Source organism: Candidatus Pelagibacter bacterium nBUS_29 (assembly GCF_051200905.1).
In the GTDB taxonomy this organism is placed as follows: Bacteria; Pseudomonadota; Alphaproteobacteria; order Pelagibacterales; family Pelagibacteraceae; genus Pelagibacter.
Genome location: NZ_CP172843.1, coordinates 1,039,892 through 1,066,741, shown reverse-complemented (window position 1 = coordinate 1,066,741; position 26,850 = coordinate 1,039,892). Strand labels below are relative to the sequence as shown.

Genomic DNA, 26,850 nt, shown 5'->3' with positions numbered 1-26,850 from the left:
TCATACATGGTACCGTACGATAAAAGATCTGGAAAAATTTGGTATAATAGTGAGCTAGTTGATTGGGCTGATGCCAAGATACACGTTTTAAATCATGGACTTCATTATGCCAGTTGTGTTTTTGAAGGTGAACGGGTGTATGATGGTTCGATATTTAAATTAGAAGAACACACTTCAAGACTTTTTTATTCAGCAGAAAGAATGGGAATGACAATTCCTTACAGCGAAAAAGAAATAAATGATGCCTGCAATAAAATTATTTCAGTTCAAAAAGTAGAAAACGGATATGTAAGACCTACTATTTGGAGAGGTAGCGAGATGATGGCAATTTCTGCACAACAAACAAAAATTCATGTTGCTATAGCGACTTGGGAGTGGGGCTCTTATTTTGATCCAAAACTAAAAGTAGAAGGAATAAAATTAAATATTTCAAATTGGCGAAGACCAGCTCCAAATACAATTCCTTGGGATACAAAAGCTTCAGGTCTTTATATGATTTGTACTTTATCTAAGCATGAAGCAGAAAAACAAGGATACACGGATTCATTAATGTTAGATCATGATGGAAATGTTGCTGAAGCAACTGGAGCAAATATTTTTTTCAAAGATAAAAATGGAGAAATTCACACTCCAATTCCAGACTCTTTTTTAGATGGAATAACAAGAAGAACAGTTATTGAAATTGCAAAATCTAAAAATATTAAAGTTCATGAAAGAAAAATAAGTCCATCAGAACTTTCTAATTTCGTTGGATGCTTTTTGACTGGAACAGCTGCGGAAGTAACACCAGTATCATGCATTGCAGAAAATCAATTTAAGGTATGTGAAACTATAATTGATTTAAATGAAAGTTATCAAGCTTTAGTAAGAAAGAAAAAAGCAGCCTAATCTTTGTTGTCTTCTGACATCGCGTGATCTATTCCTTTACGCATATAATCATACCCAGTGAAAAGTGTTAAAAATGCTGAAAGCCAAAGAAGAATAATTCCTATAGTTTGTGCATTATAATCTTGAAAATTAATAATCTTATTTCCCGTCTCTCCTGAGAGCAAAAGACCAATCGATACCATTTGTAAAACAGTTTTTAGTTTTGCAAGATTTGATACTGGAAGTTTTATTTGACCTTTAGCTAAAAATTCTCTTAATCCTGAAATTAAAATTTCACGTGTAAGAATAATTATAGCAGCAATAACCTCATAATTTCTTATGGTACCATCCATAACTAATAAGATTAATGCTGTAGCTACAATAATTTTATCTGCAATTGGATCTAATAATTCACCCAATTTAGACTCTTCCCCAAGCATTCGAGCCAACATTCCATCTAAAAAATCAGTGAACGAGGCAATTATAAACAATATGAGCGCAGTCAAATCTCCATAAAAGCCTGGTAGATAAAAAGCCAAGACAAAGAAAGGGACAATTATTATTCGCCCAATGGTTAATATATTAGGAATTTTTCTAAGCATAATTATTCGTGAAAGAAGTTATATATCTTTTTTGCAACTTTTTCCTCAACACCTTCTACAGACTTTATCTCGTCAAAACTAGCAGACTCAACGGATCTTGCTGAACCAAAATGGTTTAATAATGCCCTTTTTCTAATAGCGCCAATACCATCGATCTGATCTAGCAATGATTTCGATAATCCTTTAGCTCGTTTTGCTCTATGTGAGGTAATTGCAAATCTATGTGCTTCATCCCTAAGTCTTTGCATAAAAAATAAAGTTGGATCATTTTTTTCAAATTTATAGCTTTTACCATTGTAGAAGAATGTTTCGTCTCCACTATTTCGCATTTTACCTTTTGCAATAGCAATCATTGGAAGGTCATGTAGACCCAATTCATCTAGCACTTCTTTTGCTGAAGAATACTGTCCTTTTCCACCATCAATCAGTATTAAATCTGGTAAGGTTAAATAATTACCTTTTTCTAAAATTGCTCTTTTAAATCTTCTAGATAAAACTTCTTTAAGCATAGCAAAATCATCTTGCTCTGCACCTTTTGTTTTAATATCAAATTTTCGATATCTCTTTTTAACAAAACCTTCATTGCCAAATGTAACCATTGCCCCAACACTGTTGGTTCCTGAAATATGACTATTGTCGTAAACCTCAACTAAATTGATAACATTTTTTAAATCAAATTTTTTAGCAACACCTTCAAATAAATTCTTATTATTATTTGTTTCATAAAGTTTTCTATTTAAAGACTCTTTTGCATTTTTTTCTGCCATTGCAACAACTTTTGCTTTAGTTCCTTTTTTTGCTGTATTGATGGAAATGCTATTTCCTTCTTTTTTACTTAAAGTTTCTTCTATTAATTTTTTATCTTTGATATCACTATTAATAATAACTAATTTAGGAACAGTTTTATTTTCATAAAATTGCATTAAAAAAGAAGACATAATTTCCGAAATTTCTTGATCTGGATCATGTTTTGGAAAGTAAGCTTGATTACCCCAATTTTGTTTTGATCTATAAAAGAAAACTTGAATGCAAGCTTTCCCAGATTCTTTATATCCAGCAATCACATCAGCATCAACTAGGTTTGCCTCATTAATTCTTTGTGAAGATTGAATGATATTTAGAGATTTTATTCTATCTCTAAAAATTGAAGCTCTTTCAAAATCAAGTTGATCACTTGCGGCCTCCATTTCTTTTGAGAGATTTTTTTGAATATCTCTAGATTTACCAGACACAAATTGAATTGCTTGATCTACCGAACTTTTATAGTCATCTTTATTTATGTATCCCACACAGGGACCTGAACATCTTTTAATTTGATAAAGTATACAAGGTCGTTTTCTATTTTTAAACGTACCATCATCACAAACTCTTAATTGAAATATTTTTTGAAGCATCTTAATAGTCCAGTTTGCAGTGCCTGCAGACGCAAAGGGACCAAAGTAAAATCCTTCTTTTTCTTTTTTCCCTCTATGTTTTGTAACTCTTGGCCATTGTTCTTTTTCACCAATAAATATGAAGGGAAATGATTTGTCATCTTTAAGTAAAATATTGAATTTTGGTTTATGTTTTTTTATTAAATTTGCTTCCAACAGTAAGGCTTCACTCTCATTTGCAGTAGTTGTGATCTCAAGCTTAAAAGTCTGAGACAACATTCTCTCTGTCCGAATGATGTGGTTTTTCTCTGCCACATAACTTTTTAATCTATTCGGTAAATTTTTGGCTTTACCTACATAAAGAATATCATCTTTATGATTGAGCATTCGGTAAACACCAGGGCTTTTAGGAATTAATGGAAGCTCTTTTTTTATTACTTCTTTTCCAAGTTCAGAGCTTTTCATGACTTCTTTTTTTGGTAATTTGAATACCAACTGACGTACATTCTTTTAAAATCTCTAATTTTTCAATTTGAAGCATTATTTTACCAATACGTTTATCTTTAAATAAAATATCAAAAACATCTTCCGCAAGTGTTTCTAAGAAATTGTAATGCTTATTTTTGGTAAGTTTTTTGATCAATTTTACAACTTGCCCATAATTTACAATAGATTTGATATCTTTGTCACTGGTTGGTTTTTTATCTTCATAATCAATTTCAAGGCTAAATTTTACTTTTTGAGGTTTTTCTTTTTCAAATTCGTAATAACCAAGTTTTAGATCTAAGGTTAATTCTTTAATAAGAATTTTTTTTTCGTAATTAAATAAACTTTTATTTTTGTCTATTTTTACAACTTTAAAATTACTTTTTTTCATTCTTTTCCAATTACATCTGGTGTTTGCCAGTTTAAATTTTGTCCACTATCAATAGCTAATACTTGACCTGTAATAGAACTGTTTTTAATAAAAAAGTCAACAGCATTACATATTTCTTTAACATTCACCTGTTGCTTTAAAGGTGTAGCTAAATATTGTTTTTTAAAATGTTTATCTGTTTGACGCTTATTTTTTATTGTTGGTCCAGGAGCTATACCGTTTACTCTTATGTTGGGAGCCAAACTCATAGCACTTGTTTTTGTTAATGTGTAAAGTCCAGTTTTACTTAATGTGTATGAAGTAAAAAATGGAGTTAGTTTAAAAACTCTTTGGTCAATAATGTTTATGATATTATTATTTTTACCTTTAATATTATTTGCAAATTCTTTTGTTAGATAAGCAGGAGCTTTTAAGTTTACATCTAAATGATTATTCCAACTTTTAGATGTAAAATTTTTTAAATTATCATTTTCAAACAATGAAGCGTTATTAATTAAACAATCAAAGTATTTTAATTTTGATTTTGCAAACTTGATAATTTTTTTTAAATCATTTTCTTTGGATAGATCTCCTTTAATCAACCAAACTTTTGTTTTATTTTTCTTTAGTTCTTTTTGTAATTTCTCAGCATTTAATTTTGATTTATTATAATGAATAACAATTTCCACATTTGGACCTGATAGCTTTTTAGCAATCGCAGCACCCATTCTAGTTGCTGCTCCTGTTATAATTATTTTGTTTGCTTCCACTTTTTTTTACCTTTTTGCGCTCTTGTTCCTGGAAGACCCATAGTTGATCTACCTTTTGGATACATTTTATTATTTGAACTATATTTTTTTACTTTTGGATTTAAAGTAATTTCTAGCTCAGATGCTTCAAGTTTTCTAATTTCATCCCTAATTTTTGCTGCTTCTTCAAACTCAAGGTTAGTTGCTGACTCTTTCATTCTTTTATTCAGAGCTTTTAGGTGTTTCTTAAGATTACCACCAATATTTTCATCAGTTCCAACTTTTACATAGTCTTTCTCATAAACACTTTCAAGCACATCTCCAATTTCTTTTTTTATACTTGTTGCACTGATCTTGTGTTTTTTGTTGTAAGCTACTTGAATAGTTCTTCGTCTATCTGTCTCTTTGATTGCATTTTTAATACTTTTTGTTTCCTTATCCGCATAAAGAATAACTTTACCCTCTAGATTTCTTGCAGCTCTTCCAATAGTTTGAACCAAAGAAGTCTCAGATCTTAGAAAGCCTTCTTTATCTGCATCTAAAATTCCAACTAATGCACATTCTGGAATATCAAGTCCTTCTCTTAGTAAATTAATTCCAACTAATACATCAAATACTCCAAGCCTTAGATCTCTCATGATTTCAATACGCTCTAAGGTGTCGATATCAGAGTGCATGTATCTAACTTTGATACCATTTTCGTGAAGATACTCAGTTAAATCTTCGGCCATCTTTTTAGTTAAAGTAGTGACTAATACTCTAAAGTTGTTGTTAATTACTTTTACACACTCATGCATTAAGTCATCAACCTGGTTTTTTGCAGGCCTAATTTCAACTGGAGGATCTATTAATCCTGTGGGTCTAATGATTTGTTCGACAAATTTATTTTTTGTTTGTTTTAGTTCCCATGGTCCTGGTGTAGCTGACACAAAAACTGTTTGCGTTCTCATTGCATCCCATTCTTCAAATTTAAGTGGTCGGTTATCCATACAAGAAGGTAATCTAAAACCATACTCTGCAAGATTACTTTTTCTTGATCTATCACCTTTATACATTCCATTTAATTGAGGAACAGTTACATGACATTCATCAACAAAAATTAAAGTATTGTCTGGAAAATATTCAAATAATGTAGGAGGGGGCTCTCCAGGTTTTCTTCCAGATAAAAATCTTGAATAGTTTTCGATTCCAGCACAAGATCCAGTTGCTTCAATCATTTCTAAATCAAATTTAGTTCTTTCTTCTAATCTCTGTGCTTCAAGTAATTTATTTTGTTCTTTAAATCTTTTTAAAGTTGCCTCTAGTTCTCTTTTAATTTTAATTATTGCTTGTTCAATAGTTGGTTTGGGTGTGATGTAGTGACTGTTAGCATAAATTTTAATTACATCAAGTTCACTAACCAAATCTCCTGTTAAAGGATCAAACTCTTCTATTTTTTCTAATTTGTCTCCAAATAAACTTAATCTCCAAGCACGATCTTCTAGGTGAGAAGGAAAAATTTCAAGGTATTCTCCTCTGGCTCTAAAAGTTCCTCGATAAAAATTTTGATCATTTCTTTTATATTGAAGTGCTACTAAAGATTTTATTAATTCTTCTCTGTTGTAATCATAATTAGTCTTTAAACTTAAAGTCATCTTGCTGTAAGCCTCAACAGATCCTAGACCATAGATACAAGAAACACTTGATACAATAATAACATCGTCTCGCTCAAGAAGTGATCTTGTTGCCGAGTGACGCATTCGATCGATTTGCTCATTAATTGAAGCTTCTTTTTCAATATAAGTATCTGAACGTGGAACATATGCTTCTGGTGTGTAATAATCATAATAAGATACAAAATATTCAACTGCATTATCTGGAAAGAAAGATTTCATTTCTCCATATAGTTGAGCAGCCAATGTTTTATTTGGAGCAAGAATTAAAGCTGGTCTATTAGTTTTTTCGATAACCTTAGCCATAGTAAAAGTTTTTCCAGATCCAGTAACACCCAGTAAAACCTGACTAAGTTGATCTTTATTTGCGCCATTAACTAATTGTTTAATGGCTTCAGGTTGATCCCCTGCAGGCTTAAAATCAGTTTTCATCTGAAACTTTTTACCTCCCTCAAGCTTAGGGCTGATCCCAGGATTTTTATTTTGAATTTCGGTAATTAAATCTTGATAAGTATTCTGCATTATTTATAAAACTAGTAGATTAAAATTATATTTCAATGAGCATAATATCAGACAGTTTAAAAAGAATTAAACCATCACCAACTATTGCTGTTACTCAAAAAGCAAGAGAATTAAGAGCTGCAGGCAAAGATGTAATTGGCCTTGGTGCTGGTGAACCAGATTTTGATACTCCAGACAACGTAAAGAATGCAGCAATTAAAGCTATTAAAAATGGAGACACTAAATATACAGCAGTGGATGGAACTCCCGCTTTAAAAAAAGCAATTATAGCAAAGTTTAAAAGAGAAAATAAGTTAAGTTACACTGCAGATCAGATCACTGTTGGAACTGGTGGTAAGCAAGTTTTATATAACGCATTCATGGCAACTTTAAACAAAGGTGATGAAGTTATAATCCCAGCACCTTTTTGGGTGTCTTATCCAGATATGGTTTTATTATCTGGAGGAAAGCCAAAAATAGTTAAATGTACTGAACAAGAGGGATTCAAACTTACACCTTCAAAATTAAGAAAAGCTATTACAAAAAAAACAAAATGGTTAATTTTAAACTCACCCTCAAATCCAACAGGTGCAGGTTACACTAAAAAAGAAATTGAGGAATTGGCAAAAGTTTTAGTTAAAAATAAAAAAGTTCATATTTTGAGTGATGATATTTATGAGCATATTAAATATGATAATTTTAATTTTTATACCATCGCACAAAATTCAAAATTAAAAGATAGAACTCTTACTATGAATGGTGTTAGTAAATCTTATGCAATGACTGGTTGGAGAATAGGTTATGCGGCAGGTCCAAAAGATGTAATTAAAGCGATTGGTAAAATTCAATCACAATCTACATCTAACCCATCTTCAATAAGTCAAGCAGCAGCTGTTGAAGCCTTAAATGGTAATCAAGGTTTTATTCAAAAAAGATCAAAAGCTTTTAAAGAAAGAAGAGATTTTGTTGTTAAAAGTTTAAATAATATTAAAGGCATTAAGTGCTTAACACCTAATGGTGCTTTTTACGTATTTCCAAGCTGCAAAGGTCTCTTAAACAAAAAAACAAAATTAAACACAGATACTGATTTTGTTCAAAAATTACTTGAGAAATCAAATGTTGCCGTAGTGCAAGGATCAGCCTTTGGATTAGATGGTTATTTTAGAATTTCATATGCTACTTCAATGCAAAATTTAAAAAAAGCAATGGAGAGAATAAAAACTTTTTGTGAAAGTTTATCTTAAGAAGTGAAAACAGCCTTATTATTTGGTGCATCTGGGTTAGTTGGAAGCCATGTTTTATATCAATTAATTAGCAATAATAACTATTCTAAGATTAAGTTATTTGTTCGTTCATCAATAGATACAAGTGATCCAAAGATCGAAATTATTCAAACAGATTTTAATAATTTAGAAAATCATAGAGAAGATATCAAAGGGGATGATTGCTTCTTTTGTATTGGCACTACAAAGAAAAATTCACCAGATAAAAATGAATATAAAAGAGTGGAGCTTGAGGTTCCAAAACAAGTTGCTCAAATTGCAAAATCAAACTCAGTAAATTCATTTGTTTTTATCTCATCTGGTTATGCAGATCCAAAAAGTTCAGGAGATTATTTAAAATTCAAAGGAGAAGTAGAAGAAGAATTAAAAAGACTTAATTTTCCAAACCTAGGAATAATGAGACCTTCTTTTTTATTAGGAGATCGAAAAGAAAAGAGAATAGGCGAGAAAATAGGAATTTTTGTATTTAAATTATTATCTCCTCTATTTTTAGGGCCTCTAAAGAAAATGAAACCCATTCAATCAGCAACTGTTGCAAAAGCAATGATTGCCATTACTCAAAATAAAGTTTCAAAAACAATTTTTGAGTCTGATGAGATAGCTGACTTAAGTAGTTCATAATTTTAATCTTCATCACACGTCCTCAAAATGTAGAAAATTTATATATATTTATTTCTAACTAAAATATATTGTTATTAAAATTTATGGACAAAATACAATCACATGCAAAGTTAGTAATTATTGGAGGTGGTATAATGGGTGTAAGTCTTTTATATCATTTAACCAAAGAAGGATGGAGTGATGTGGTTTTAATTGAAAAAAGCGAACTTACTTCTGGTTCTACTTGGCATGCCGCAGGTCAGTGTCCACATATGTTAACAAGTTTGAATCTTGCAAAAATTCATCTTCATTCAACAAATCTCTATAAAAATCTTGAAAAAGAGACTGGTCAGCCAACTGGTTTTCATGAAACAGGAAGTTTAAGACTTGCATATACAAATGATGATTTGGAATGGTTTGATTACACTAAAGGAGTATTGGATATAGTAGGTGCGCCTTGTTCAATAATTTCTACAGAAGAAATTCAAAAATATCATCCATTTATAAAACTTGATGGAATTAAAGGAGCATTTTTAACAACTGAAGATGGCTATACTGATCCTACGAGCACAACGAATGCAATGGCTAAAGGCGCTAGGAATGGAGGAGCTAAAATTTACAGAAAAAATAGAGTAACCGACATTAAAAAAACATCCTCGGGTGAGTGGAAAGTAATTACTGAAAAAGGAGATATAATTTGTGAGCATGTTGTAAATGCTGCTGGAAGTTTTTGTCCTGAAGTAGCTGCAATGGTTGGGTTAAAAAATGTGCCAAGTATTAATATGGTTCATCAATATCTAGTAACGGAAGCTCATCCTGAAATAGAAAAATTAGATAAAGAATTACCAGTTGTTAGAGATCCAGACTCTTCATCTTACTTAAGACAAGAAGGCAAAGGATTATTAATTGGCCCATATGAAAAAGATGTAGCAGCCTGGGCATTAGATGGAATGGATTGGAAATTTGATATGGAATTACTAGAACCTGATTTAGATAGAATTGCAGATCATTTAGAAAAAGGTATGGATAGAATCCCTGAATTTAAAGATGTTGGAATAAAAAGAATAATATGTGGTCCTATTACTCATACACCTGACGATAATTTTTTAGCAGGACCAGCGCCTGGCCTTAAAAATTTTTGGATGTTTTGTGCTGCAAGCATTGGTATTGCACATGGAGGTGGAGCAGGAAAATACATGGCTCAATGGATTGTTCATGGAGACTCAGAAATTAACATGCAAGAATTTGAACCAAGACGTTACATGAGTTGGGTCAATAAAGATTATTCTGTTGAAAAGTCAAAGGAACAATATCGAAGAATGTATGTCACTCCAATGCCTCATGATAAAATTGAAATTGGAAGGCCAATGAAAACCACGCCAATATATCAAAAACTTAAAGATAAAGGTGCAGAATATTTTGATTTATATGGATGGGAAAAACCTGATTGGTTTAATAAAGATAATGTTAAAGAAGCTTTAAGTTACAAAAGAAATAACGTTTTTCCATATATTCAAAATGAATGTGAGCATGTTCATAATCATGTTGGTGTAATTGATTTAAGTAGTTTTTCTAAATTTGAAATTACAGGAGAGGATAGTTATCAATTTTTAAATAGATTATGCTCGAATAGAATTCCTAAAAAAGATGGAAGTATTATTTTAACCCATGCTCTAAATGATATTGGCAGAATTCAAACTGAGTTTACAATTACTAAATTAAAAGATAATCATTATTATGCTTTATCCGCAGCTATTTCAGAAATAAGAGACTTAGACTGGTTAAATCATAATAAACAAGAAGGTGAGAGAGTTATAATCAAAAATGTAACTCTTGAAAAAGGAGTTTTAGGTTTAATAGGACCTAAATCTAGAAATGTACTTCAAAAATTAACAGATTCAGATTTAAGTAATGAAAATTTTCCATGGTTAAAATCAAAGCATATAAAGATTAATAATATAGATGTAATTGCACTCAGAGTTAATTACATGGGAGAATTAGGCTGGGAGCTTCATCATTCAATAGATCAGATGAGTGAAATTTATGATCTTATTATTAAAGAAGGTAAACAAGAAAGTATTATTGACTTTGGAACTCGAGCAATGAATTCTATGAGAATTGAAAAAGGATATAGAGGATGGGGAACTGAACTTACTCCTGAAATTAGTGTTGTTGAAGCAGGTCTTGATAAATTTTTTAATCTTGAAAAGAAAAATGAATTTAAAGGGTCCAAAGCAGTAACAAAATTACTAGATAATGGAATAGAAACTAAGCTGGTATATCTTGAGGTTGAAGCAAAAGATGCTGATGCACATGGAAATGAACCTGTGTACTTTGATGATAAGAAAGTGGGACTTACTACTTCTGGAGCTTATGGTTTTAGAGTTAAAAAAAGTTTAGCTTTTGCATATGTTAAGCCAGATTGTGCAAACATAGGAAATGAGTTATTTATCAAAATTCAAGGAGCAAAAATCAAAGCAAAAATAATTGACGAACCTATCTTTGACAAAAATAACGATCGATTAAGATCTTAAATCAACCCAAGTCTTATTACTGAGTTTCCAGCATCTTTGATGCTATCTCGTGCTGGTTTAAATTTTATCCCCAATAAGTCTTCAGCATATGAAGTATCTGTTTGCATTAGAATGCCTAGTTCTGGTACCATAAGTTTTGCAGATGAATCCAGATAACTAATTAATTTTAACATAAAGTTTGGCATTTCTTTTTTTGGTAGTTTTTTTGCGTACTGTGGAAACTCTTCTTGCATAATTTTAGAAATTTCCAGCATTTTTTTAACTTCTGAACCAATTAATAGACGTCTTCCATTTACTTTAGAATTTTTTAATGAAAGTACATGTGCTTTTGCTACATCTTTTACATCAGAAATTAATATTCCAAAATTTGGAGCCATTGGATATTTTCCTTTAAGGAAAAGTTGAACATATTTAGTCGATGTATTTTCTTTATCATCTAATGCATCACCATTAACACCACCTGGATTAATTACAGTTAATTTATCTTTCAATCCTTTGCTTTCCATTAATTCCCAGGCAACTTTCTCAGCTTTAGTTTTAGATATAATATAATCGTTAGAACCACTCCATTCAGTATCTGACCAATCATTTTCTCCGACATTGTAAGGGTTGGTTCTATTTGGTCTTTTAAACATTGCGGCTATTGATGATGTTAGAACTATCTTTTCAATGTTAGCCTCTATACCCGCATTTAAAACTCTCAAAGTTCCCTCTTTAGCAGCTGGAACTAAAGCTTCTCTATTTCTTGAACTTTTCATGGGATAAGGAGAAGCAGTATGTATAATATATTTACAGTCTTTAGCAGCCTCATTCCAACCTTCATCTTTTAAAAGATCCAATTCAACAAATGATAATTTATCTGTTGAAACATATTCGCTTATAGTTTTTTTAGTTTTCTCTAATGAATTTTGACTTCTAACAGTTCCCAAAACTCTATATCCAGAATTTAATAATTCAATTGCTATATGTTTCGCTATCCAGCCACTTATTCCAGTTAGCAGTACTTTATCAGTCATTTTGTTTTCCTTTAGTTTGTATTAAGTTTTAATGGTTCTTATCAGTGAGATAAAAATTTTTCAGCTTCAAGCGCAGCCATACAGCCCATCCCCGCAGCTGTTACAGCTTGTCTAAAAGTTTTGTCTTTAACATCTCCAGCAGCATAAACTCCAGGGACATTAGTTTCTGTAGAATCTGGTTTAGTTAATAAATAACCCTCTTTATCCATATCTAATTGTTCTTTAAATAAAGCTGTTGCTGGATCATGTCCAATCGCAATAAATAACCCATCAATCTTCATTTCTTGAATATCGTTAGTTTTTAAATTCTTAACTTTAATTGCTTTAACATTTTTAGGATCATTATCTCCGATAACTTCATCAACAGCACTATCCCAAATAATTTCAATTTTTTTATTTTCCATTAATTTTTTTTGAAGCATCTTTTCAGCTCTTAGTTCATCTCTTCTATGAATTAATTTAACTTTTGATGCAAATTTTGTGAGAAACATTGCTTCTTCAACAGCAGCATTACCACCACCAACAACTGCAACTTCTTTATCTTTAAAGAAAAAACCATCACAAGTAGCACAAGCTGAAACTCCAAAACCTCTGAATTCTTGTTCTGATTTTAAATTTAACCATCTAGCTTGAGCGCCTGTAGAAATTATAATGCTATCTGCCGTATATTTTTGACCACTATCGCCAACAGCTTCAAAGGGTGTAGATTTTAAATTTACCGATGAGATATGATCTTCAATCATTTCTGTTCCAACTGCTTTAGCCTGATCTTTCATCTGATCCATTAACCAAGGACCTTGAATTACATCTGCAAAACCTGGAAAATTTTCAACATCCGTAGTTGTTGTCAATTGCCCACCCGGTTGAACGCCGTAAACTAAAATTGGATTTAACATTGCACGTGCCGCATAAACTGCTGCAGTGTATCCGGCAGGACCAGATCCTATTATTAACACTTTTGTGTGTTTTGTTGGATTTTGACTCATATGGAAGCTATATAGTGATTAATGACTAAATTAAAAGGCATATTATTAACTCAAGGAATGCATGGCATGATTAGTCAGGTAGAGGGTTTGGCAAAAGCTTTAGATATCGATTTTACACACCACACAGTTGAACTAAATAGTTTTTGGAAAGTGATACCACCTAAGCTGACACCCATTTCACAAAATGTGTATCAAAAAATTAATCAAGATGACTTTGATGTGATTATATCTTGCGGACGTAAAAGTGTAATTCCCTCAATTCATTTAAAAAATAAAGCTAATAAAAAAGTATTTAACATTCATATTCAAGATCCAAAAGTAGATTTAAATCATTTTGACTTTATTGTTGCCCCAGAACACGATGGATTAGAAGGTCAAAATGTTATCAACACCAAAGGCGCCATTCATTATCTCACAGAAAATGAAATTACTGAAAATAAAGATTACCTAAATTCATTTGTTAAAAAAGATGAAAGAAAAATTTGGACATTAATTATGGGTGGTCCAACAAAGTATTACGATTATTCCACAAAGAATATGAAACATATCTTTACGATGTTATACAAATTGCTAAAAAAACATGATTTTCAACTAGTTATAATCCCTTCAATGAGAACGCCAATAAACACAATTCATTATGCCAAAGAATTTTTTGGAGATAATCATACGGTTATAATGGATGTTGATAAAAAAGCTTACCTGTCAGCTCTAGCACTTGCAGAGAATATTATTGTTACATGCGACTCTAGCTCAATGATCTCTGAGGCAGCTTTAACGGGAAAACCTATTTATGTAGCTAATATTTTGCCTAAAAAAAATGACAAAAGATTTCAAAGATTTAGAAATTTATTTAGAGAATTAAATATAACTAGAATTTTAGGTGAAGAGATTGAAAATTGGAACTATCAAAAATTAGACGAAACGAATAGAGTAGCAAGTATTATCAAACAACAAATTAATTCATAATGTCACTTTTAGATTCAATTCAAAACCAATCAAAAAAACATGAATTTCCCTTTGATCACTGGGAATACCATAACGCACTTACTAATGGTACAATAAAGGAAATTATTAAAGCAGATATTCCAGATGTAAGTAAACATAATTTAAATTATGATGGAACTAGAGCAATTGATGGTGGAGCTGCTGAATTTAGAGAGGGAATAGCTTCTGGTGGTGAGGCAATAAAATTTAGATGTTTTGTAACTAAAGAAAATGAAAAACAATTTCCAAATTTAGTTAAATTCATTAACGAACTTCAATCTAAAGAAGTGCATCAAGCTATTTCAAAAATGATCAATAAAGATTTATCAAACTCATATGTCAGAGTTGAGGTTATTTGTGATCGCGAGGGTTTTTGGTTAAAGCCTCATTGTGATATTAAAGAGAAACTAATGTCAGGATTAATATTTGTTAATAATACTAACGAGTCAGAGAAGCTTGGAACAGATTTTTATAATGATAAATTAGAAAAAGTAAAAACAGTTCCATATAAAAATAATTACGGATACATGTTTACTAGTGGGCCTAATACTTGGCATGGTATGGAAAAGAAAAAAATTGTTAAAGAAAGACGCTGCATCCAGGTTAATTATGTTACCTTTGAAACAGACTGGAAAGTTTTATAATTTAATTAAAGCTCTTTATTAGCAGTTAAAATTTTATTAATTTTAATGAATGTTCTCCACCCATCTGAGTTAACAATTTTTTTTTCGTATTTTTTTTTAACCAAATCAAATGAAGAATTAAATCTAGGTAGTTCAACAATTTCACAGCTATTGTTTTCAGCAATATCAACAGCCTTATTAGTGAGCTGGAGGTAAACTTTTTTTTCTACAACAGGACTTGAAGAAATTAAATTTTCTACAACTAAACATTTAGAAAATTCTTTTTTAGCATTTTTGGAAAAGCCTTTATTTATAATGTCTTGCATTGAGTAAATTAGCAAACCAACATTGTACAAAGAATTATTTTTTGCAACCAAGATGCCGTTCGACTCTTGTTTTAGAACTAATCTAATATAACTTTTTAATCTGTCTAACCCCCAAGATGGAAATTCTTCAGCTAATAAAGGTAAAATACCCATTAAGTTTAAGTCACTATCTTGAAATCTAAAAATATTGAGACCTGGCAGATTGTTCGTATTATTTGTACTAAGCACACTTTGTATCTATCCTAAATTTAAAAGAACTATTTGATCTGGATCAATAACAATTTATACTTTCTTTATATATTTTGATATGCAGTCAACTCAATTAAATAAAGAATTTAACGAAAAGAGCAGATGCTTAGAGTGCAATATTAGACCACACTCATTTTGCAGATGTCTACAGGAGGAAAAGCTCAAAGAATTTTCAAATATTTCATCAGAAAAAAAATTTCAAAATAAAGCAAATATTTTTTTGCAACAGGATGATGCAAAAAATATTTATAATATTACTGAAGGGAATGTTAAAATTTATCAATTAATTGATGATGGTCGTATTCAGATAATAGGTTTTCTCTACCCTGGAGATTTTTTTGGTTCTTATAAAAATGGTAAATACAATTATTGTGCAGAAGCTATTGGCCAGGTGCGTGTATGTGTTTTTGAACAGAAAAAACTAGATGAATACATTGATAAAAATATGGTTCTTGCAAAAGAGCTTTTGAATCAAACATCTCATGAATTAACACTGGCTCAAGATAGAATGGGTGTTCTTGGAAAATTAGATGCCACAGAGAGACTTACTAAGTTTTTAATAAATATATCAGATCAAAGAAAAAGAATTGGCTGGCAAAATAATCCAATAAGTTTACCAATGACAAGACAAGATATAGCTGATTACCTAGGTTTAACAATTGAAACAGTAAGTAGAGAAGTATCTAAATTAAAAACTTCAAACATAGTTAAAGTCTTATCTTCTAAGCAAATCTATATTAACGATTTCGATAAATTATCTAATCTTTCAAAATAAATTAAATAGCCTCAGTATTTAACTGAGACTACTCATAATATTATTGCCTGCTAGTAATTGGTATTTCCTCAACATATTTTGGCAAAGGTTTTTCTTCTCTTAACTTAATTGATAATAAACCTTTTTCCATGATCGCCTCTTTGACTTTTATATCCTTGCTTATAATAAAGCTGGCACAGATATTTTCTTTTTCAACACCTTTATAAAGATATTCTTTATCATCTTTTTCAATTTTATTATTTGAAGAAGACTTTATTATAAGAACATTATCTTCAACACTAACTTTGACATTTTTTTTATCAATGCCAGGTAATGCAACTTCAATGTTGTAGTCTTGTTTTCCTATCTTTGTAATATTGTAGCCACCTCTGTTGGTTTCAAAAGCATCCAATTCTCTATGATGAATATCTTCAAAATGTTTAAACATATCATCAAAACCAACTGAAAAAGGTTTTAATGAGTCTATAATTGATAGTGATTTCATGTTTCTCCTTTCTATTAATTTAAACTAACAAAACATGAAAAAAAAAATTTGGTTTAAATCAAAATTATGAATTATTGATTTTGATCAAAACTGATATTTTTTGATGCATATCAGCACAAAAATTAATCGTTTAAATATACTTACAACAAAAGGAGTAATAATGAACTACATGTTAACTAACAGGCCTTATCACGGTAAAGCTAATATTGCGATTGCAATGATATTCATTGCATTAGCGGTAACGTTGATTGCTGTTTATATGCCAAAATTTACTTCTAATCTTAAGACTGGAGTAGGTGGCACTGGTTTAGATTACAATCAAATACCATAATATAAAAAATAGATGGGTCCGGACCCCAATGTTAGTTTTGATTTAAATCAATATCAAATTTTAAAAAACATCTATTTTACAATTATGAAAATACATAATCTTGTAAAAACTTTGATACTAGCCATAGCTATAAGTTCTTTAATTACTTTTGCTACAATTTGGATTTCACCATATCTTTTCTAGGATAGGCCCCACCATTTCAGAGACAATGTTGATACTCGTAGGGTAGATACATGGTGAGACCTACTAATTTGTAACAGAATAAATCTTAATATTTTTGATTCACATCAACTTTTTCTTTTTAAATTTCTTTAAAAAAAAATCATGTCAATTAAAGATCTAGTTTATAAAGTTCCAGGTTTATCATTTGATGTTAATAGACTGGTTGACACTTATAGAGAAATCAAAAGAAAAAAAGAATTTGATCAAGGTGATGGGTCAGTGTCACATATAGATAGTATTTCTCTTAATAAAATTCCAGGTAATGATGATAGTACATCTGGAAAATATTCATGGGGACTTTATTGGACGAAACCAGATAGCTCAGGTCAAGAGGTGGCCAGAGCAGATTATATAGAGGAAAATAATTTCACAGAGTTTTTACCAGAGTTTGAAAACACATATTTTAAATTTGTTTACGATATATTATCTAGAAGATTCGCTTTAGGAAGAACTCGAATATTAAAAAAAGGACCAAGATCAACCTTGAGTTGGCACAAAGATCCAGAACCAAGGTTACATATACCAATTATTACTAATCCAGGATGTAGATTTGTAATTGAAGACAGATCTTTTCATTTACCTGCAGATGGGGGTGTATGGATAGTTAATGCAAAAAAATACCATAATTTTTTTAATGGTGGAGAAGAAGATAGAATACATTTGGTTGCAACACTTCCACATAGCAAATTATTTACTAAAAAAAAGTACACTTATAATCAACTTTGGGATCAATGGGCGAGCTAGATTTAAATCTTTTAGTAAATTTTTTAGCGTGGCTAATTATAGCTAATTTCTTATTTATAATTTTCCGAGTATTTATATTTGGAAGTTATCCTAAAAGTTTTATTTATAAGATACATCATTCATGCTTTAAAGTTTCACATAAAGATTTTGCAAAAGCACATTACAAAGGCATCATTCTCCATGTAACCTTAACAGTTTTTTTTGTTTTACTTCCTTATATTGTCTTAAGATATTCAATTTAATCTCATAAAATTTTTATCCACCTAACGTTTGACACAAATCAAATTATAAAAACTTTGATCAAGATCAAGTAAAATTTTGAATCAGTCATTAAGGTGATATTTATGGATACAAAAAATTATATATCTATCTTTATCTCTTTAATATTAATTTCAATTACATTACAGGCAAAAATATGAATACAAAAAAATATATATCTATCTTTATCTCTTTAATATTAATTTCAATTACATTTCAGGCAAAAAGTGGTGAAGCAGATAAGCTTCCTGTAGTTATCCAGGAGCTAGTGCCGGCACCATTAGTTCCAGCTCATAACATAGTTGCAAAAGGGGGACCCAAAGTAATTAAAGTTAGAATGAGTATTACAGAAAAAGTCATCACTATTGATAAACAAGGAACAAAGTTCAGAGTTTTTGCCTTTAATGATAGTGTACCAGGGCCACTTATCGTTGCCCATGTTGGAGATTATATTGAGCTAACATTAGTTAATCCTAAAAAGAATAACTTTGAACACAATTTAGATTTTCATGCAGCAACAGGTGCTCTAGGTGGAGGAGGTCTTACACATATTTTACCAGGTGAAGCAGTAATACTAAGATGGAAGGCAACTAAACCAGGGGTATTTGTTTATCACTGTGCACCGGGTGGTGCCATGGTGCCTTGGCACGTTGTTAAAGGAATGAACGGCGCCGTTATGGTTTTACCTAGAGATGGATTGAAAGACAGAGAGGGAAATCCAATCACATATGACAAAGCATTTTACATTGGAGAACAGGATTTTTATCTTCCAAAAGATGATAATGGAAATTACAAGGAATATATTCACCCAGGTGATGGTTTTAGCGATGTTTTAGAAGTGATGAAAACATTAACACCTACTCATGTAGTATTTAATGGATCAGAAGGTGCTTTAGAGGGAGATAACGCTTTGACTGCAAAAGTAGGTGAAACGGTAATGTTTATCCATGCACAAGCAAATAGAGATACACGACCTCACTTAATTGGTGGACATGGTGATTATGTATGGCCAAACGGATCGTTTAATGATCCTCCAAGAACTAACTTAGAAACTTGGTTTGTACCTGGAGGTGCAGCTGGAGCAATGGTTTATAAATTTAGACAACCAGGAACTTATGTTTATCTAAATCATAATCTTATTGAAGCGTTTATCTTGGGGGCAAAAGCTGAAGTGAAAGTAACAGGTAAATGGAATAATGATTTAATGGAACAACTAATGGAGCCTACAAGAATTGCAGATTAATAATATGTATGTATCCGACAAAAGCTTGAATGAAAGTATAACGCTAGAAAAAATATCAAAATTACAAAATGAAAACAAATATCTCAAAGATGAAATGGATGAAGAATCACAAAAGTTCATACAAACTATAAGTGTTCTTAAAAGAGAGATTGAGTTTTATAAAAATAATACTGATATTTTAAATAGAGAAATTAAAAATCTAAAAAAAACACAAAGGAGAAAACTGTTTACATCATGAAAAAATATATATTAATACTTTTTTTAATATTTTCTAATTACGCGATGAGTGAAGAAATAAATATTAAAATGTTAAATAAGCTAGATAAAGAAAGAATGGTTTATTCAGAAAAGGTTATCAATATTAATGTTGGAGATAAAGTTTTTTGGGAAGCAACAGATAAAGGGCATAACGTCGAATTTATAAAAGGTGGCGTACCTGATGGTGTAGAAAAATTTAAATCTAGATTAAATGAAGATGTAAGTTATGAATTTACTATTCCAGGTATTTATGCCTATTGGTGTACTCCACACAAGAGTTTAGGAATGATAGGGTTTGTCATCGTTGGTGATGATAAGTCTAATTTAGATATGATTAAAAAAATAAGATTTTTTGGACAGTCTAAAAAATTAGCTAAAGTATTGATTGAACAAATATAAAAAATGGCACAAACAGTAAAAATTAATTCTGATACATCTAAGTTTGTAAATAAAAGTGGATTAATGACTGGTGACCCAATTTATAAACCATTCAGATATCCTTGGTGTTACGATGCTTGGTTGACGCAACAAAGAATTCATTGGTTGCCAGAGGAAGTTCCGTTAGGAGACGATGTAAGAGATTGGCAAAAAGTAATTTCTGCTTCAGAAAAAAATTTATTAAAACAGATATTTAGATTTTTTACTCAAGCAGATGTTGAGGTGAATAACTATTATATGGGTCACTGTATGAATGTATTTAAACCGACAGAAGTGAAAATGATGTTGTCTGTATTCTCTGCAATGGAAACTGTTCATATTGCGGCCTATTCTCACTTATTAGACACAATAGGTTTGCCTGAGACAGAATATTCTGAATTTTTAAAGATTAAAGCTATGAAGGATAAATATGATTACCTTCAAAAATGTGATGTGAATTCTCTTCATAATATCGCAAAAACACTGGCAATATTTAGCGCTTTTACTGAGGGTGTTCAACTATTTGCTAGTTTTGCAATTTTACTAAACTTTCCACGTCATAATAAAATGAAAGGAATGGGACAAATCATAACTTGGTCGGTGAGAGACGAAACTTTGCACTGCAATTCAATGATAAGATTGTTTCAGGTGTTCATTAAGGAAAATAAAGAAATTTGGACAGATAAATTAAAAAATGAGATTTATGAGGCCTGTAGAATAGCGGTATCACAGGAAGATGCCTTTATCGATGTTTCATTTGAAATGGGACCTCTTGAAAATCTAAAGGCACAAGAAGTAAAAGATTATATAAGATGGATTGCAGATAGAAGACTTGTTCAATTAGGACTTGATAGAATTTATAATATTAAAAAAAATCCATTAACTTGGTTGGACTCTATATTAAATGCTGTTGAACACATGAACTTTTTTGAAGGTAGATCCACAGAATATTCTAAAGCTGCAACCCAAGGTACATGGCATGAAGCTTTTGAAGATTTAAAATCACCTTATTTTGATTTACTTGAAAAAAATAAGGTAGTTGGTGAAACAGAATTTTTTAAACCTGAACATTAATAAGGAAATAAAATGTTAAATAAAACAGAGATAAAAGACAAACCAATATGCAAAAATTTTTTTGAATATAATGATGTTAGAAAAAATTTAAATAATGCTTTATCAGTTAAACACCCATTTAATTATTGGACATTTGATAAAGTTTTGCCAAAAAATTTAGTAGATAAATTTCTCAAACTTCCAATTGATCCACCAGTTATCAATTCTTATTCAGGAAAAAGAGAAAGCAACAACATGACACGAATATTTTTTAATAATGAAAATTGTAAAAAATATGATTGTATGGAGGAAATTGCAGAAATTTTTAACAGTGATGGAATTATCAGTACATTAAGTTTAATTTGTGGAAAAGAGTTATCAAAAGGGAAACTTCGTATTGAGTATACATTAGATACAGGAGACTTTTGGCTTGAGCCGCACTTAGATATTAAAGAAAAAATGTTAACTTTTTTAATTTATCTTTCAAGCGACTCAAACACCTATGCAAAAGATTGGGGAACTACAATTTACAACAAAGATTTAACATTCCATTCAAAAGCACCCTACAAACAGAATACTGGATTCATGTTTGTTCCAGGTGAAGATACATGGCACGGTGTACCTAAACAATATATTTTTGGAGTCAGAAGAAATTTGATTATAAATTATGTATCAAGTGATTGGAAAAGTACCAAAGAACTTTACAAACTATCTTAAATTTATTTTTTACAATTACATTCTTTAATAACAAAGAAATGGATCAATGCCATTGAGAACCACATCCAGGTCATTTCATTAATAGAAAATAAAGCGTTGCTGTGTGACATCATTGTGTCCTGATTAATATCTTTCCATAAAAATATTATTCCAAGGAATAGAAAAATAAGACCTGAGTAATTTATTTTCATCAATTCTTAACTAATAAATCTAAATATTGTAAAAAAGCTATGTTTTAAGCCAATAATTTTCTATTAGTTTCTTGTCTATAAGCTGCCTGTTTTTTTTCATTATCAAGTAAACCAAATTTTTTACGAAAGATTTCTCTCTCTTTCTCAAACTGTCGTTTAATTGAATAATGCAAAATTGAAAAACTTATAAGTGTAAAAATATATGCAGACCAAATATAAATTCCATAACCATTTAGATATAATATTTTATTAATCATATTATTTTTTAACCTTTTTTTTTTAAATAAAGATTGATCTGCATCAAATCTAATAAAAAATAAAAAAGATATATCTTTTTAATGATCAACTATAATGATGAGATAGTTAAAAAATTTACTATTGCATCTATATTTTGGCTTGTAGCGGGATTAGCAGCAGGTTTACTAATTGCTTTTCAGATGGTTTTCCCATCATTAAATTTTGAACCATTATTAACATTTGGTAGGTTGCGCCCCCTACACACTTCAGCTGTAGTATTTGCCTTTGGTGGCAATGTGTTGTTTGCAACAAGTTATTTTGTAGTTCAAAGAACTTGCCAAACTAGATTATCAGGTGATGGATGGGCAAATTTTACATTTTGGGGATACCAGGCATTTATTTTAATGGCTGGTTTAGGATATTTATTTGGAGTTACTCAAGGTAAAGAATATGCTGAACCAGAATGGTATGCTGATTTATGGTTAACAATAGTTTGGGTAATATATTTGATAATTTATTTAGTTACTCTTACAAAAAGAAAAGAACCTCACATTTATGTAGCTAATTGGTTTTTTCTTGCTTTCATAGTTACAGTTGCGGTTCTACATTTGGTTAACGGTGTTTCTATTCCAGTATCATTGTTTGGTGCAAAAAGTTATCCGTTATGGGGAGGTGTTCAAAGTGCAATGATCCAATGGTGGTATGGACATAATGCAGTAGGATTCTTTTTAACAGCTGGATTTCTTGGAATGGTTTATTATTTTATTCCAAAAAGAGCTAATCGACCAATTTACTCTTATAGGTTATCTATTTTACATTTCTGGTCTTTAATTTTTTTATATATTTGGGCGGGTCCCCATCATTTACATTACACTGCCTTACCAGATTGGGCTCAAACATTGGGTATGACTTTTTCAATTATGCTTTGGATGCCTAGTTGGGGTGGAATGATAAATGGAATGATGACGTTATCTGGAGCTTGGTACAAACTTCGAGAAGATCCTGTTTTAAAATTTATGATAATTTCTCTAGCATTTTATGGGATGAGTACTTTTGAAGGTCCTTTAATGTCTATTAAAGAAGTTAATGCTTTAAGTCATTATACTGACTGGACTATTGGTCATGTTCACTCAGGCACATTAGGTTGGGTAGCATTTATTAGTTTTGGTGTAATTTATTATTTGTTTCCAGTTTTATGGAATAAAAAAAATCTTTACTCACTAAGATTGGTTAATATTCATCTTTGGATTTCCACTATTGGTATTGTTTTTTATATATCTTCAATGTGGGTATCAGGAATTATGCAGGGTTTGATGTGGAGAGCTTACGATAATCTGGGTTTTTTAGAGTATTCTTTTGTTGAAACGGTTATGGCGATGAAGCCATTTTATCTAATTAGAGGTATTGGTGGAGTTCTATTCTTTGTTGGAGTTTTGATCATGATTTACAACTTAATCAAAACTTTAGAGATACCTAGTACAAATAAATCAACAATTTCTCAAAAGGCTCAAATCCAATGATGGAAAAACATAAAAAATTAGAAAAAAACTCAATTTTATTATTAATTTTTACAGTTATCGCTGTTTCAATTGGTGGCATAATTGAAATCGTTCCACTTTTTAGATTGGAAACTACAATTGAACCAATCAAAGGTGTTAGACCTTATACACCCTTAGAACTTAAAGGATTTAATATTTATTTAAGAGAAGGTTGCTATACGTGCCACAGTCAACAAATCAGACCATTACGAGATGAAGTTGAACGTTACGGGCATTATTCTTTAGCAGCAGAAAGTATGTATGATCACCCATTTCAATGGGGATCAAAGAGAACAGGGCCAGACCTTGCTCGTTTAGGAGGTAAATATTCGGATGAGTGGCATGTAGAACATTTAATCAAACCTCAAAATGTAGTTCCAGAGTCAATTATGCCTAGCTACAAACATTTAAGTAATCGAGTTTTAAGCTTTGATGACATGGGAAAACATCTGAGAGCATTAAAAATTACTGGTGTTCCTTACACAAAGGAGATGATTGAAAATGCTTCAAAGGATGGTCTTGCACAATTAAGACCAGAAACAGATTTAGCAGAAAATTTAAGAAATAGATATGGTGAAAAAGTAAATATCAGAGATTTTGATGGTAATGAAAACTTACCCACAGAATTAGATGCTTTGATTTCTTACCTTCAGGTCTTAGGAAGTATGGCGGATCTAAAAAATTATGACCCTCAAATAGTTGAAGAGGTTAAAAAATGATAAGTTTTATTTCTGACAATGCAGGTGTTTTAGGTCTAATTATTTTTTTCTCTATTTTTTCAGTAGTTGTTATTTGGTTATTTAACCCAAATTTTAAAAAAAAAATTGAGTCACATAAATTTATACCAATTAAAAATGAAAAAGTAATCTATGTCCGAAAAAAATAATAATAAAGAGATTGATAAAATAACAGGCCAAGAAACTACTGGGCATGAGTGGGATGGTTTAAAAGAATTAAATACACCTGCACCAAGGTGGTGGATATGGGTATTTATAGTTACAGTAATTTGGTCAGTTGGTTATTGGATTGTTTATCCTTCTTGGCCAACTTTAACTGGAAGCGGTTATCGTGGAGGGACAGTTGGGATACTAGATTGGACTCAATACAAAAAATTAAGAGATAATCAAAAAGAAATATTAGATATTAGAGAAAATTATAAAGAGTTTTTTAAAGCAACTTCATTTGACGAAATACTTAAAGATAAAAAATCTTATACTTATGCAGTAGCAGGAGGTAAAGCAGCATTTAGAGATAATTGTGCAACATGTCATGGATCAGGCGCTGCTGGAGCGAAGGGGTACCCTAATTTAAACGATGATGATTGGTTGTGGGGAGGAAACGTTGAACAAATTTATTCATCCATAAAATATGGTATTCGATCTGGTCATGATGAAGGTAAATATTCTGAAATGCCAGAGTTTGTAGAAGTTTTAAATGATGAGCAAATTAATGAGTTGGCTGAATACATCTTATCTCTTAATGAAAACAATAACCAATCCAGTGAAAATACCTTATTTGCTGATAATTGTGCTGCTTGTCATGGAAACAATGGTGAAGGAATTCAAGATTTGGGCGCTCCTAATTTGAGAGATAATATTTGGTTTTATAGTAGTGGCGATAAATCGAGCATTATTTCTCAAATTAAAAAGCCAAAACATGGAATTATGCCAGCTTGGGAGGATCGTTTAGATGACCCAACTATAAGAATGCTAGCTTTATATATTCATTCACTATCAGCGTCACAATAAGACATTAATTATGCAAGAAAGTTTGGAAAAAAATCCACTACGTTTGTTTTCTGAGCAAAAAATCATCTTTCCAAAAAGAGTTTGGGGAAAATTTAGAAAAATAAAATGGATTATTATGACTTGCACATTGTTTGTTTATTATTTTGCTCCTTGGATAAGATGGGATAGAGGTCCACAGATACCAAATCAAGCAATATTAATTGATATGCCGAATAGAAGAGCATACTTTTTTTTCATTGAGATATGGCCACAGGAAATTTATTTCTTAACTGGAATATTAATATTCTTAGCAGTAGCATTATTTTTAAGCACAAGTCTTGTAGGGCGTGCCTGGTGTGGTTATGCGTGTCCACAAACAGTTTGGACTGATTTATTTGTTTGGGTGGAAAGAATTTTTCAAGGAGATCGCAACTCTAGAATGAAATTAAGTAATGCACCGATCAGTTTTAACAAAATATGGAAAAAACTATCAACTCATATAGCTTGGATCGTAATTGCAATATTGACTGGAGGTGCGTGGGTTTTTTATTTTAATGATGCACCAACATTATTAGAACAAATTATAAATTTTGATGTTCCTTGGTCTGTTTTAAGCTGGATTGTAGTTTTAACTTTTTCAACTTATTTGATGGCTGGTTTTGCAAGAGAGCAGGTTTGTACTTATATGTGTCCCTATGCTCGGTTTCAGTCAGCAATGTTTGATAGGGATACATTAATTATAAGTTATGATGAATTTAGGGGAGAACCAAGAGGCAAACATAAAGCTGGTGATAGCTGGGAGAACAAAGGTCACTGTATTAATTGTACAGAATGTATTCAAGTTTGTCCTATGGGTATTGATATAAGACAAGGTTTGCAAATGGAATGTATTGCCTGTGGTTTGTGTATAGATGCATGTAATAAGATTATGAAGAAAATTAATCTACCAGCAGGATTAATTAGATATGACACAGAAAAAAATAAAGGTAGACGTTTTAGAAATGAAAAAGAAAAAAAAAGCCAATTAAGAGGACGTACATACAGTTATTTATCAATCCTTCTTATTTTAAGTGCTGCAATTCTTTATATGCTGTTGAATAGATCAATTTTAGAACTTAATGTTTTGCATGATAGAAATCCATTATTTGTAAAACTTTCAAATGGTCAAATAAGAAATAGTTATGATATTAAAATTCTCAACAAATCATTTAAAAGTAAGAAATATTCACTTTCTATTGAAGGTCTAAAAAATTTAAAAATTAAAATTCAAGGTATAGAAAGTTTATCTTCTAACAACTTACCTGTTGTAGCTAATAGTGTTGGTCATTATCGTATTTTTCTTATAGCGGATAAAAATAAAGAGGTTCGAAAAAAAGTAATTTTCAATATTAAAGAATTAGATGATGAAATATCGGATACAGTAGAAAACATATTTATTAGTGGGAAATATTAGT

Annotated in this window: 30 protein-coding genes; 19 read left to right on the top strand and 11 right to left on the bottom strand. The window is 30.8% G+C overall.

The window, feature by feature from the left end:
• Positions 1-6: 6 nt before the first annotated feature.
• The gene (locus ACIJYA_RS05685; RefSeq protein ID WP_435087908.1) at positions 7-888 is read left to right on the top strand and encodes a branched-chain amino acid aminotransferase; all 882 of its coding nucleotides are present in this window, start codon (positions 7-9) and stop codon (positions 886-888) included.
• Here the strand turns inward: ACIJYA_RS05685 and pgsA are convergent.
• From pgsA to uvrB, 5 genes are read right to left on the bottom strand one after another with little or no spacing between them, the layout of a single operon-like run.
• On the bottom strand, positions 885-1,469 hold the full coding sequence (pgsA, locus tag ACIJYA_RS05680) for a CDP-diacylglycerol--glycerol-3-phosphate 3-phosphatidyltransferase (protein WP_435087906.1): 585 nt from the start codon (positions 1,467-1,469) through the stop codon (positions 885-887). The genes ACIJYA_RS05685 and pgsA overlap by 4 nt on opposite strands.
• Before the next feature lie 2 nt (positions 1,470-1,471).
• Positions 1,472-3,307 (bottom strand): excinuclease ABC subunit UvrC, encoded by a 1,836-nt coding sequence (gene uvrC / locus ACIJYA_RS05675; RefSeq protein WP_435087905.1) that lies wholly within the window; start codon positions 3,305-3,307, stop codon positions 1,472-1,474.
• Complete coding sequence (locus tag ACIJYA_RS05670; protein WP_435087903.1) at positions 3,294-3,719, bottom strand: dihydroneopterin aldolase; 426 nt, start codon at positions 3,717-3,719, stop codon at positions 3,294-3,296. Before ACIJYA_RS05670 ends, uvrC begins: the two co-directional genes overlap by 14 nt.
• A complete protein-coding gene (locus ACIJYA_RS05665) occupies positions 3,716-4,468 on the bottom strand; it encodes an SDR family oxidoreductase (RefSeq protein WP_435087902.1) in 753 nt (250 codons plus the stop codon). The genes ACIJYA_RS05670 and ACIJYA_RS05665 overlap by 4 nt, the downstream gene beginning before the upstream one ends.
• Positions 4,450-6,621 (bottom strand): excinuclease ABC subunit UvrB, encoded by a 2,172-nt coding sequence (uvrB, locus tag ACIJYA_RS05660; RefSeq protein WP_435087900.1) that lies wholly within the window; start codon positions 6,619-6,621, stop codon positions 4,450-4,452. Before uvrB ends, ACIJYA_RS05665 begins: the two co-directional genes overlap by 19 nt.
• 35 nt (positions 6,622-6,656) lie before the next feature.
• Here uvrB and ACIJYA_RS05655 point away from each other — a divergent pair, with 35 nt between their 5' ends.
• The 3 genes from ACIJYA_RS05655 to ACIJYA_RS05645 all read left to right on the top strand — a co-directional run bounded on the left by ACIJYA_RS05655 (position 6,657) and on the right by ACIJYA_RS05645 (position 11,017).
• A complete protein-coding gene (locus tag ACIJYA_RS05655) occupies positions 6,657-7,844 on the top strand; it encodes a pyridoxal phosphate-dependent aminotransferase (RefSeq protein ID WP_435087898.1) in 1,188 nt (395 codons plus the stop codon).
• Between the two features lie 3 nt (positions 7,845-7,847).
• The gene (locus tag ACIJYA_RS05650; RefSeq protein ID WP_435087896.1) at positions 7,848-8,504 is read left to right on the top strand and encodes an NAD(P)H-binding protein; all 657 of its coding nucleotides are present in this window, start codon (positions 7,848-7,850) and stop codon (positions 8,502-8,504) included.
• Between the two features lie 83 nt (positions 8,505-8,587).
• On the top strand, positions 8,588-11,017 hold the full coding sequence (locus tag ACIJYA_RS05645; protein WP_435087894.1) for an FAD-dependent oxidoreductase: 2,430 nt from the start codon (positions 8,588-8,590) through the stop codon (positions 11,015-11,017).
• Here ACIJYA_RS05645 and ACIJYA_RS05640 read toward each other — a convergent pair.
• Entirely contained in the window at positions 11,014-12,033 is a 1,020-nt protein-coding gene (locus tag ACIJYA_RS05640; RefSeq protein WP_435087893.1) for an NAD-dependent epimerase/dehydratase family protein, read from the bottom strand. The genes ACIJYA_RS05645 and ACIJYA_RS05640 overlap by 4 nt on opposite strands.
• Positions 12,034-12,074: 41 nt before the next feature.
• Positions 12,075-13,019, bottom strand: coding sequence for a thioredoxin-disulfide reductase (trxB, locus tag ACIJYA_RS05635; protein ID WP_435087892.1), 945 nt, complete (start codon positions 13,017-13,019; stop codon positions 12,075-12,077).
• 21 nt (positions 13,020-13,040) lie between these two features.
• Here trxB and ACIJYA_RS05630 point away from each other — a divergent pair, with 21 nt between their 5' ends.
• Positions 13,041-13,985 (top strand): mitochondrial fission ELM1 family protein, encoded by a 945-nt coding sequence (locus ACIJYA_RS05630; RefSeq protein ID WP_435087890.1) that lies wholly within the window; start codon positions 13,041-13,043, stop codon positions 13,983-13,985.
• Positions 13,985-14,647, top strand: coding sequence for a hypothetical protein (locus ACIJYA_RS05625; RefSeq protein ID WP_435087889.1), 663 nt, complete (start codon positions 13,985-13,987; stop codon positions 14,645-14,647). Before ACIJYA_RS05630 ends, ACIJYA_RS05625 begins: the two co-directional genes overlap by 1 nt.
• 5 nt (positions 14,648-14,652) lie before the next feature.
• Here the strand turns inward: ACIJYA_RS05625 and ACIJYA_RS05620 are convergent, their stop codons facing one another.
• Positions 14,653-15,180, bottom strand: a complete 528-nt coding sequence (locus ACIJYA_RS05620; RefSeq protein ID WP_435087888.1) for a hypothetical protein — start codon at positions 15,178-15,180, stop codon at positions 14,653-14,655.
• A 79-nt stretch (positions 15,181-15,259) separates the two neighbouring features.
• Here ACIJYA_RS05620 and ACIJYA_RS05615 point away from each other — a divergent pair, with 79 nt between their 5' ends.
• Positions 15,260-15,976: a Crp/Fnr family transcriptional regulator gene (locus ACIJYA_RS05615; RefSeq protein WP_435087887.1), complete on the top strand. Its 717-nt coding sequence runs from the start codon at positions 15,260-15,262 to the stop codon at positions 15,974-15,976.
• A gap of 40 nt (positions 15,977-16,016) precedes the next feature.
• Here the strand turns inward: ACIJYA_RS05615 and ACIJYA_RS05610 are convergent, their stop codons facing one another.
• The gene (locus ACIJYA_RS05610) at positions 16,017-16,460 is read right to left on the bottom strand and encodes an Hsp20 family protein (RefSeq protein ID WP_435087885.1); all 444 of its coding nucleotides are present in this window, start codon (positions 16,458-16,460) and stop codon (positions 16,017-16,019) included.
• A gap of 160 nt (positions 16,461-16,620) precedes the next feature.
• Here ACIJYA_RS05610 and ACIJYA_RS05605 point away from each other — a divergent pair, with 160 nt between their 5' ends.
• From ACIJYA_RS05605 to ACIJYA_RS05570, 8 genes are all read left to right on the top strand, one after another.
• On the top strand, positions 16,621-16,791 hold the full coding sequence (locus tag ACIJYA_RS05605; RefSeq protein WP_435087884.1) for a hypothetical protein: 171 nt from the start codon (positions 16,621-16,623) through the stop codon (positions 16,789-16,791).
• Positions 16,792-17,115: 324 nt separating this feature from the next.
• Positions 17,116-17,757, top strand: a complete 642-nt coding sequence (locus ACIJYA_RS05600; RefSeq protein WP_435087883.1) for an aspartyl/asparaginyl beta-hydroxylase domain-containing protein — start codon at positions 17,116-17,118, stop codon at positions 17,755-17,757.
• Complete coding sequence (locus ACIJYA_RS05595) at positions 17,745-17,999, top strand: DUF6868 family protein (protein WP_435087882.1); 255 nt, start codon at positions 17,745-17,747, stop codon at positions 17,997-17,999. The genes ACIJYA_RS05600 and ACIJYA_RS05595 overlap by 13 nt, the downstream gene beginning before the upstream one ends.
• A gap of 173 nt (positions 18,000-18,172) precedes the next feature.
• The gene (gene nirK / locus ACIJYA_RS05590; RefSeq protein ID WP_435087881.1) at positions 18,173-19,258 is read left to right on the top strand and encodes a copper-containing nitrite reductase; all 1,086 of its coding nucleotides are present in this window, start codon (positions 18,173-18,175) and stop codon (positions 19,256-19,258) included.
• Between the two features lie 4 nt (positions 19,259-19,262).
• Positions 19,263-19,496, top strand: coding sequence for a hypothetical protein (locus ACIJYA_RS05585; protein WP_435087880.1), 234 nt, complete (start codon positions 19,263-19,265; stop codon positions 19,494-19,496).
• A complete protein-coding gene (locus ACIJYA_RS05580; RefSeq protein WP_435087879.1) occupies positions 19,493-19,915 on the top strand; it encodes a plastocyanin/azurin family copper-binding protein in 423 nt (140 codons plus the stop codon). Before ACIJYA_RS05585 ends, ACIJYA_RS05580 begins: the two co-directional genes overlap by 4 nt.
• 3 nt (positions 19,916-19,918) lie before the next feature.
• Complete coding sequence (locus tag ACIJYA_RS05575) at positions 19,919-21,007, top strand: ribonucleotide-diphosphate reductase subunit beta (RefSeq protein WP_435087878.1); 1,089 nt, start codon at positions 19,919-19,921, stop codon at positions 21,005-21,007.
• A 12-nt stretch (positions 21,008-21,019) separates the two neighbouring features.
• On the top strand, positions 21,020-21,703 hold the full coding sequence (locus tag ACIJYA_RS05570) for a 2OG-Fe(II) oxygenase (RefSeq protein WP_435087876.1): 684 nt from the start codon (positions 21,020-21,022) through the stop codon (positions 21,701-21,703).
• Positions 21,704-21,705: 2 nt separating this feature from the next.
• Here ACIJYA_RS05570 and ACIJYA_RS05565 read toward each other — a convergent pair whose 3' ends face one another.
• Both ACIJYA_RS05565 and ACIJYA_RS05560 read right to left on the bottom strand, forming a co-directional pair.
• The gene (locus ACIJYA_RS05565) at positions 21,706-21,894 is read right to left on the bottom strand and encodes a hypothetical protein (protein ID WP_435087875.1); all 189 of its coding nucleotides are present in this window, start codon (positions 21,892-21,894) and stop codon (positions 21,706-21,708) included.
• Between the two features lie 44 nt (positions 21,895-21,938).
• Complete coding sequence (locus tag ACIJYA_RS05560) at positions 21,939-22,151, bottom strand: heme exporter protein CcmD (RefSeq protein ID WP_435087874.1); 213 nt, start codon at positions 22,149-22,151, stop codon at positions 21,939-21,941.
• An 81-nt stretch (positions 22,152-22,232) separates the two neighbouring features.
• Between ACIJYA_RS05560 and ccoN the strand changes: the two genes are divergently transcribed.
• The 4 genes from ccoN to ccoG all read left to right on the top strand — a co-directional run bounded on the left by ccoN (position 22,233) and on the right by ccoG (position 26,849).
• Positions 22,233-23,651: a cytochrome-c oxidase, cbb3-type subunit I gene (gene ccoN, locus ACIJYA_RS05555; RefSeq protein ID WP_435087872.1), complete on the top strand. Its 1,419-nt coding sequence runs from the start codon at positions 22,233-22,235 to the stop codon at positions 23,649-23,651.
• On the top strand, positions 23,648-24,388 hold the full coding sequence (gene ccoO, locus ACIJYA_RS05550) for a cytochrome-c oxidase, cbb3-type subunit II (protein ID WP_435087870.1): 741 nt from the start codon (positions 23,648-23,650) through the stop codon (positions 24,386-24,388). Before ccoN ends, ccoO begins: the two co-directional genes overlap by 4 nt.
• Before the next feature lie 150 nt (positions 24,389-24,538).
• Positions 24,539-25,417: a cytochrome-c oxidase, cbb3-type subunit III gene (gene ccoP / locus ACIJYA_RS05545; RefSeq protein ID WP_435087868.1), complete on the top strand. Its 879-nt coding sequence runs from the start codon at positions 24,539-24,541 to the stop codon at positions 25,415-25,417.
• Between the two features lie 10 nt (positions 25,418-25,427).
• Positions 25,428-26,849, top strand: a complete 1,422-nt coding sequence (gene ccoG, locus ACIJYA_RS05540) for a cytochrome c oxidase accessory protein CcoG (protein WP_435087866.1) — start codon at positions 25,428-25,430, stop codon at positions 26,847-26,849.
• The last annotated feature ends 1 nt before the right edge of the window (position 26,850 follow it).